This window comes from Nitrospirota bacterium, from assembly GCA_016214845.1.
In the GTDB taxonomy this organism is placed as follows: Bacteria; Nitrospirota; Thermodesulfovibrionia; order UBA6902; family UBA6902; genus SURF-23.
Window position 1 is genome coordinate 1 of sequence record JACRMS010000029.1, and the last position, 7,563, is coordinate 7,563.

Here is a 7,563-nt window from a genome sequence, read left to right on the forward strand (position 1 = left end):
GCCATACGGTTTCGGCTCAGCGCCTAATGTAAAGATGCATTCATCAACCGTAGTAGGCGCAAAATACGGCAGCTGGGACACAAGCTGCACAACCTGCCACAACCCTCACCAGCAGGAACAGAATCTTGCATACAAAACTACTTACGGCAAATACATAAAAGAATATATCTGTCTCGATAATCCTGTCACAGGCCTGAACATACAGGAGTTCGTGAAGTTCACGGCAGCTACAGGGACAGGCTCATTTGCGGACGGCGCCCCGCATAACGAGAACGTTTGCGAAATGTGCCATACACAGACCAACCATCACCGCAGAGACGGCTCAGCCCCCGGTGATTTGACCGGAGGGAATTATACGGGCCATAACGATAACTCGGATTGCACAAGCTGCCATCCGCATAATGAAGGATTCAAACCGGCAGGCGGGACGCCGCCGCCGCCCCATGACACGATCAACAATTGCAGCTATTGTCACGTTGACGGCCAGCCATATACAACAACCATACCCGACAGCAAGTGCGAACAGTGTCATACGGCAACAGGCGCTTTGAAGGCGAGTTATCCAACAGCGCCGGATGTGAAGACACACAGTTCAGCAAACGGCTCCGGCAAATATATATATAACAATACCTGCGTAGGCTGCCACGACCCGATGCATGCGCAAACAAACTTGAAGGCGGTGCGTTCAACACTCGCAGGCAGTGCGATACCGGGCAGCAATATAGTATTCACATCATTGACAGGCGCAGGTTCATTTGCAAATGGCACGCCTTATAACCAGAATGTGTGTGAAACATGTCATACAATGACAAATCATCATCAGTCTGACGGCACAGCTCCCGGCGGACAGTCGCATAATGATGGAACAAATTGCACGGGCTGTCACCCGCACGGTGAAGGGTTTAAACCGTCCGGAGGCGGGGCCTGCGGGAGCTGCCACGGTGTGCCGCCTGCAACGGGCACGCATCTGAAACACTTCGGCGGCACTATCGAGCAAGCTTCATACGGGAGCACAGCTATAACGCAGGATGCCGCTTCGCAGGGCACGGTGTACATAATGAACTGCGGCAATTGTCACCCGATTGATGCGTCAAAGCATATGAACAGTGTACCGAACAGCGGAGGCGGCAGTGCTGAGATCGAACTGTACAATCCGAATGCGCCTGCCGGTTCGCTTAAGGCGTTAAATCCACCAAATGCCGCTTATACACCGGGGACTTCTACTTATGCCGATGGTAACGGGATGCTATACACAATGGGCACGTGCAGCAATGTCTACTGTCACAGCTATACAAAAGTAACAACCTCCGGCGTGGTGCCGTTTCCAACGGTGCCGCCTTATCTCCCGCCGCTGGTTTACGATCCTCCGTGGGAGAGCCTCGTTGTAAAAACGACGGAATACAAGACACCCGCATGGGGCGTTGACTCGCTCGGCTGTAACGGCTGCCATGGCAATCCTCCAATGACAGCGTATCCCACGGTCTCGGCAGGGGCCGGCAACAGCCACGGATGGACTGATGATTTCGGATTTATAAGTCTCCACGTCTGGAATATGGGGTTTGCTCCTCTTCAGTGCAGCACGTGTCATAGCGATACGGTAAAAGCTGACGCCGCGTGGAGCAGGACTGAATACAGCATCGTATTCGGCAATGTCCCGATCTACAATACAGCAAAACATGTAAACGGCAAAAAAGATGTTGCATTTACCCTTACCAAAGGGTTCTATTCGGGCAATGTGAAACTGACAGGAGCCACCTTTGATCCGGTCACTAAAAACTGTTCTAACGTCATCTGCCACGGGCCGCAGACCCCGGTCAAGTGGGGAACTCCCTACAGGTCCTGGAATGGTTACGAGTGTGATGTCTGTCATCAGGGGTTTTAGATAACACTGAACTCCCGGAAAGAAAAGATAGCGGATAAAACGAAACAGGCAAGAGCTTGAAGTTGGCCGATTATTTGATATTCTATAATACAGATTAGCCACATATGTCTTTGGCCTATCGATTATCTTCTTTCAGAAGAATTTTGTCGCATATGTCTTTGACTTATACAGGGGATTGACAAAAAAATAAAACTATTATAGTATGTCTTTAACAAATCTTCATCGTGTAATTCCCGTTTGTATTGAAAGGTTTAAAACCTCCAAGAGTATGTTTTCAAAAAAATAAGGAGCGCATCCTATAATTTATATATTTTAGAAATTGATGCTGACAGGCAATTCCATTTTGCCTCAATAAGAGCACTATTTATACCCTAAACAATTTAATCCCACAAAAAAAGGAAGTTTAACCCCATGGCAGAGAAGAACAAAAATCAAGGAGTAGTTGGCATGAATATTACAGACCTCAAGGAAAAGACCATAGATGAATTAACCAAGATGGCGAAAGGTTTAAGCGTTGAAGGGGCGAGGGGCCTCAGGAAGCAGGACCTCATCTTTGCGATACTACAGGCGCAGACGGAAAAGACAGGGTTGATCTTTGGAGAAGGCGTGCTGGAGATCCTGCCTGACGGCTTCGGTTTTCTACGTTCGCCCAATTACAGCTATCTGCCGGGCCCCGACGATATATACGTTTCCCCTTCGCAGATCAGAAGATTCAACCTGCGCACCGGGGACCTTGTAACCGGGCAGATTAGGCCGCCGAAAGAGAGTGAACGATATTTCGCCCTCCTTAAAGTCGAGGCCATCAACCATGAGTCTCCCGATGAAAACATTGAAAGGGCTTTATTTGATAATCTCACACCATATTACCCGACAGAGGCCCTAAATCTCGAATACGCCAAGGACGACTATTCAACAAGGGTCATGTCACTTGTTACGCCGATAGGAATGGGACAGAGAGGCATGATCGTCGCAGCGCCGAGGACCGGTAAGACCATGCTGCTTCAGTCCATAGCAAAGTCGATAAAAAAGAACCACCCTGATGTACATCTTATAATTCTCCTTATCGATGAAAGGCCGGAGGAAGTTACCGACTGGAAGAGACAGGTCAACGCGGAAATAATCAGCTCGACCTTTGACGAGCCGCCTCAGAGGCACATACAGGTTGCAGAGATGGTCATTGAAAGGTCAAAGAGGCTTGTTGAATCAAAGAGAAATGTCGTGATCCTCCTTGATTCGATAACCAGGCTCGCGAGGGCCTACAACGCCGTGATCCCTGCCAGCGGAAAGGTCCTGTCAGGCGGCCTTGATTCCAACGCGCTTCAGAAACCGAAGAGGTTCTTCGGTACCGCCAGGAACATCGAAGACGGCGGCAGCCTGACAATCCTTGCAACCGCCCTTATTGACACAGGCAGCAGGATGGACGACGTTATCTTTGAAGAGTTCAAAGGCACAGGCAACATGGAACTGCATCTCGACAGAAAGCTTGTTGACAAGAGGATCTTCCCGAGCATAAATATCAATGCCTCCGGCACAAGGAAAGAAGAGCTGCTTGTTGAGAAGAACGTGCTTCAGAGGATGTGGATATTACGCAAAGTGCTGCATTCGCTCAGCACGGTGGAAAGCATGGAGTTCCTGCTTGACAAGATGACCGGGACAAAGAGCAACAAAGACTTCCTTGATATGATGAACAAGTAGTGGTTTTTGAGAGGCAAAGATGCCTGTCAGGGACAGACTTTACATCAACTCCCTGAAATCATGGATGGTGAGAAATTTTTCCGTCTTCTTTGGTTCGGCCTTTGAGCTTGCCCTCGCCTTAAACAGCAAATGCCTGATGCCGAATTCCTTCGCAGTTTTTAAAACATCTTCCGTATCGTCAATAAAGAGGGAATGCTTCTTGTCGAATTTCAGTTTCCTCTCAGCCTTTTGCCAGAATTCAATGAACTCTTTGGGGTGGCCTACATCAAAAGAACACAGCACATCGTCAAAATACTTCCCGATCTGCGTCTTGTTGAATTTTATCTTCACGGTCTTGAAGTGGGCATTTGTCAGAAGGAATATCTTCTTCCTGTGCTTCCTCATCATCTTTAAAAAATCTATGACATGAGGATGGACCTCGATGAGGTGGCGTATCTGTTCTTTAAGCGCGGGGATGTCGAGGTGGAGCTCCTTTGACCAGAAATCTATATCGCACCAGTTCAAAGTCTTTTCATGTGATTTGTAGGTCGTGAATAAATGTTCCTTTGCAGCGCCGAATGTCATGTTGTGCTTCTCGGCATATTTTTCAGGCACGAGGTGCCCCCAGAAATAATCGTCAAAATAGAGATCGAGCAAGGTGCCGTCCATGTCAAGAAGGATGTATTTTATTTCATCTAACGGTATCTGTTTGAGCATTGTATTCCCTTTACAGGATTGGTTATGATGGAAATTATTGTAACATTTCCAGGAAAGGAACCACAGAGGCACAGGGAAGAGACTTAAAAGAGGAGGTTAAACTAAACATTATGAAAAAACTCCTTGTGACAGGCGCCAGCGGTTTCCTCGGATGGAATATCTGCAATGCGGCGAAAAAAGACCGGGAAGTATACGGCACGGCCTTTTCTCATCCAATAGAAATTGACGGCGCGAACATTATCAGAGTTGATCTGACGGATTTTAACGAACTCAAGAAACTGTTTCACGAGGTCCGTCCTGACGCGGTTATACATACGGCAGCGGCGTCCGATCCCAATTATTGCCAGATGAATAAAGATAAATCGCGCAAGATCAACGTTGATGCATCCGTCAGCATTGCCGGTTTGTGTTCGGACCACAAAATCCCCTGCGCCTTCACTTCAACCGACCTGGTGTTTGACGGATTGAACGCCCCTTATCGTGAAGGAGACCCGGTTTGTCCCGTAAATATTTATGGAGAGCAGAAAGTGTCGGCGGAGCAAGAGATGCTGAAGAGATATCCTGATACCGCTGTGTGCCGGATGGTTTTGATGTTCGGGTTGCCAAGTCCCGTGTCTGAAAGCTTCATTCAACCCATGATAACGGCAATGAAGGAAGGAAGAGAATTGAGGTTATTTACTGACGAATTCAGAAACCCTCTCAGCGCTGAAGCTGCCGTCCAAGGGATCTTCATCGCTCTTGAGAAAGTAAAAGGCATAATACACCTTGGCGGCGTTGAACGCGTTTCACGGTATGAATTCGGATTGCTGTTACGGGATGTTTTGGGACTGCATGAAGCAAAGTTGATACAGCTCCGCCAGAGGGACATTGTAATGGCGGCCCCAAGGGCAGCGGATGTGACGCTTGACAGTTCAAAGGCTTACGCGCTGGGTTTCAGCCCCTTGCCTCTAAATGATGAGCTTCAGAAAATACGTGATATGCTTTAGTTGATAACATTTCCGCTTGACATGAAAGAAATGTTTTCATATTATTTGTATATGTTTTAGAGACGCCGTTAACGGCGTCTCTACATTTTATTGAATTATCGTCATCAAATACTGATGTGAAAATTTAAAGGAGGTGAAATAGGTGAACAGTCAACTTATCAGATGTGTCTCATGGTATCTTGTTTTTGCGATGTTTTTGATAGGCATCGCGCCCAAGGTCGAAGCAGGCATTTCCCCCTCTGAGGCCCTCGCGGTCCCCGGATTCGACAGGGTCGCGGACCTTCAGAAGGTCCAGAAGTTCATAGAGATGAAGATGGTGAAAGAGCGTCTTGGAAAACTGGGGTTCTCACAAGATGAGGTCCAGTCGAAACTCAGCCAGTTGAGCGATGAGCAGCTTCACCAGTTTTCTCAGAAGCTCGATGATTTTAAAGTTGCCGGAGATGATGCCCTGGGTGTCATAATCGCGCTTCTCGTGATCGCGATCCTCATTGTTATCCTGCTTAAAATCACAGGGCACCGGGTTGTTGTCACGTAATGACGACTATTATTATATCCTTGCTGAAAGCATGGATAAAGTCTCTCATAAGTCAGCCGCACAAAAAGGATGCCTTCTTTAGAAGGCATCCTTTTGTTTTGTTCCTTGTCCTGTCCCTGCTCCTTTCATGCGCTGCCGGGCGCGATATCAGGCAATCCGCCGATGACCGCGTTATAAGCAATGTCCCGTTCTATCCGCAGGAAGACTACCAGTGCGGTCCTTCATCGCTCGCCGCGATATTGAATTACCGGGGGCTCAATGTTACGCCCCATGAGATCGCAGAGGAGGTGTACAGTAAATCCGCACGGGGGACACTGAATATGGACATGATCTTATACGCGGAGAGAAAGGGATTTAAAGCCGATCAGTATGAAGGCAGCATTGAGGATATCAAGAAAAATATTGACGCGGGCAATCCCCTGATAGTCATGGTTGATTACGGTATCTGGGTTTACCAGAAGAACCATTTCATGGTGGTCACGGGGTATAATGAAAACGGTATAACAGCCAACTCCGGTAAAGAAAGGCGTAAATTTATACCTCTGAATAATTTTCTGAGGTCATGGGAGAGGACAAAATTCTGGACCCTCCTGATAACCCCGAAATGATGAATAAACGGTTGGATAGAAAATATGGCCTGCTATCATTCTTTTTGATTTCTTTCTGCATTGCGCTGATCTTCTCCGCCTGCAGGCTTCCAAGGATAATTGTTCTGGACGACCCGCTCACCCCGGAGGAACATTTAAACCTTGGAGTAGCTTATGAGAAAAACAACGAGCTTGACCCTGCTATAAAAGAGTACAAGCTGGCCGCTGAAAAACTGCCTCTTGCGTATCTCTATCTCGGCAATACCTATTTTCAGAAAAACGAATTGGACGAGGCTGAAAAATACTTTAAAATGGCTGTAGAAAAATTACCCGGCAACGCAGACGCGCGCAACAACCTTGCGTGGCTCTATTACACAAAAAAGACAAACCTCGCCGAAGCCGAAAGCCTCGCCCTGAAAGCTATCGAATTAAATCCCGCAAAAGAATCTATCTTCAGGGACACCCTCGAAAAGATAAGAGCGCTGAATCCGCGATAGCGGATGAGCCTTTTCCCTTCTGCTCTGTGGTACTATTGCACTGTTGTACTTCTGCAATGTGGCGCTTTTGCACTTTTAATTCTTAATTGACATACACGTAATATATTCTTGCCGTTTCTCCGGGGTATTTGAGTAAAATTAAGCGGTAGATTTTTCAAGGGACTAATTCTTAGTGCTATTCCAATATGAATAAAAAAGACCTCACAGAGCGCGATATCTGCACAAAGTTTATTACTCCCAATATCGAGAAGACTGGCTGGGATGTACAGTCTCAGATTCGGGAAGAGGTGTATTTCACCAAGGGCCGGATCATTGTCCGTGGGAAACTTGTTACCCGTGGCAAAGCAAAGCGCGCTGATTATATTCTCTACTATAAACCCAATATCCCCATTGCGTTGATAGAGGCAAAAGTGACATCTGCTGTCAATAGTGCAACAATCGGAGTTCCCATTCTTCTCGGATTTGATTGCGGTTGTATCCATGATGGATACTTGGCTTTTCCGTATTTCCCTGAATCGGAACTTTTAAAAGGATTCTTTTTTATCTTATGTTTAAGCAAAGTCAATATGTCCCCTTAAGAGCAAGGGGAAAATGGCCCCTTGGGCGAGAAGCGGGTTTAGAGGAAATATAAACTTGCAAGGCGTGTTTGCCTTTTGAATTAGCTTTATGAGCTTTCATTTTCCAA

Annotated in this window: 7 protein-coding genes and 1 pseudogene; 7 read left to right on the forward strand and 1 reads right to left on the reverse strand. The window is 47.1% G+C overall.

All coding sequences use genetic code 11. The annotated features are described in order from the left end of the window. Together HZB61_09870 and rho are read left to right on the forward strand one after the other, a co-directional pair. A partial coding sequence (locus tag HZB61_09870) for a hypothetical protein (protein ID MBI5056907.1) occupies positions 1–1,882 on the forward strand: 1,882 nt, incomplete at its 5' end. Between the two features lie 411 nt (positions 1,883–2,293). Then, positions 2,294–3,577 carry a transcription termination factor Rho gene (gene rho, locus HZB61_09875; protein MBI5056908.1) on the forward strand — a complete coding sequence of 428 codons (1,284 nt, stop codon included), beginning with the start codon at positions 2,294–2,296 and terminating at the stop codon, positions 3,575–3,577. Between the two features lie 39 nt (positions 3,578–3,616). On the opposite strand, the gene HZB61_09880 is transcribed toward rho, so the two are convergent. Beyond that, the gene (locus tag HZB61_09880; protein ID MBI5056909.1) at positions 3,617–4,273 is read right to left on the reverse strand and encodes an HAD-IA family hydrolase; all 657 of its coding nucleotides are present in this window, start codon (positions 4,271–4,273) and stop codon (positions 3,617–3,619) included. A gap of 110 nt (positions 4,274–4,383) precedes the next feature. Here HZB61_09880 and HZB61_09885 point away from each other — a divergent pair, with 110 nt between their 5' ends. The 5 genes and pseudogenes from HZB61_09885 to HZB61_09905 all read left to right on the forward strand — a co-directional run bounded on the left by HZB61_09885 (position 4,384) and on the right by HZB61_09905 (position 7,288). Continuing rightward, complete coding sequence (locus tag HZB61_09885; protein MBI5056910.1) at positions 4,384–5,259, forward strand: SDR family oxidoreductase; 876 nt, start codon at positions 4,384–4,386, stop codon at positions 5,257–5,259. Positions 5,260–5,401: 142 nt separating this feature from the next. Further along, on the forward strand, positions 5,402–5,794 hold the full coding sequence (locus HZB61_09890) for a PA2779 family protein (protein MBI5056911.1): 393 nt from the start codon (positions 5,402–5,404) through the stop codon (positions 5,792–5,794). Then, positions 5,794–6,402 (forward strand): peptidase C39 family protein, encoded by a 609-nt coding sequence (locus tag HZB61_09895; protein MBI5056912.1) that lies wholly within the window; start codon positions 5,794–5,796, stop codon positions 6,400–6,402. Before HZB61_09890 ends, HZB61_09895 begins: the two co-directional genes overlap by 1 nt. Then, positions 6,402–6,878, forward strand: coding sequence for a tetratricopeptide repeat protein (locus HZB61_09900; GenBank protein MBI5056913.1), 477 nt, complete (start codon positions 6,402–6,404; stop codon positions 6,876–6,878). Before HZB61_09895 ends, HZB61_09900 begins: the two co-directional genes overlap by 1 nt. A 185-nt stretch (positions 6,879–7,063) precedes the next feature. Continuing rightward, positions 7,064–7,288 (forward strand): annotated as a pseudogene (locus HZB61_09905) (restriction endonuclease). Positions 7,289–7,563: the final 275 nt, after the last annotated feature.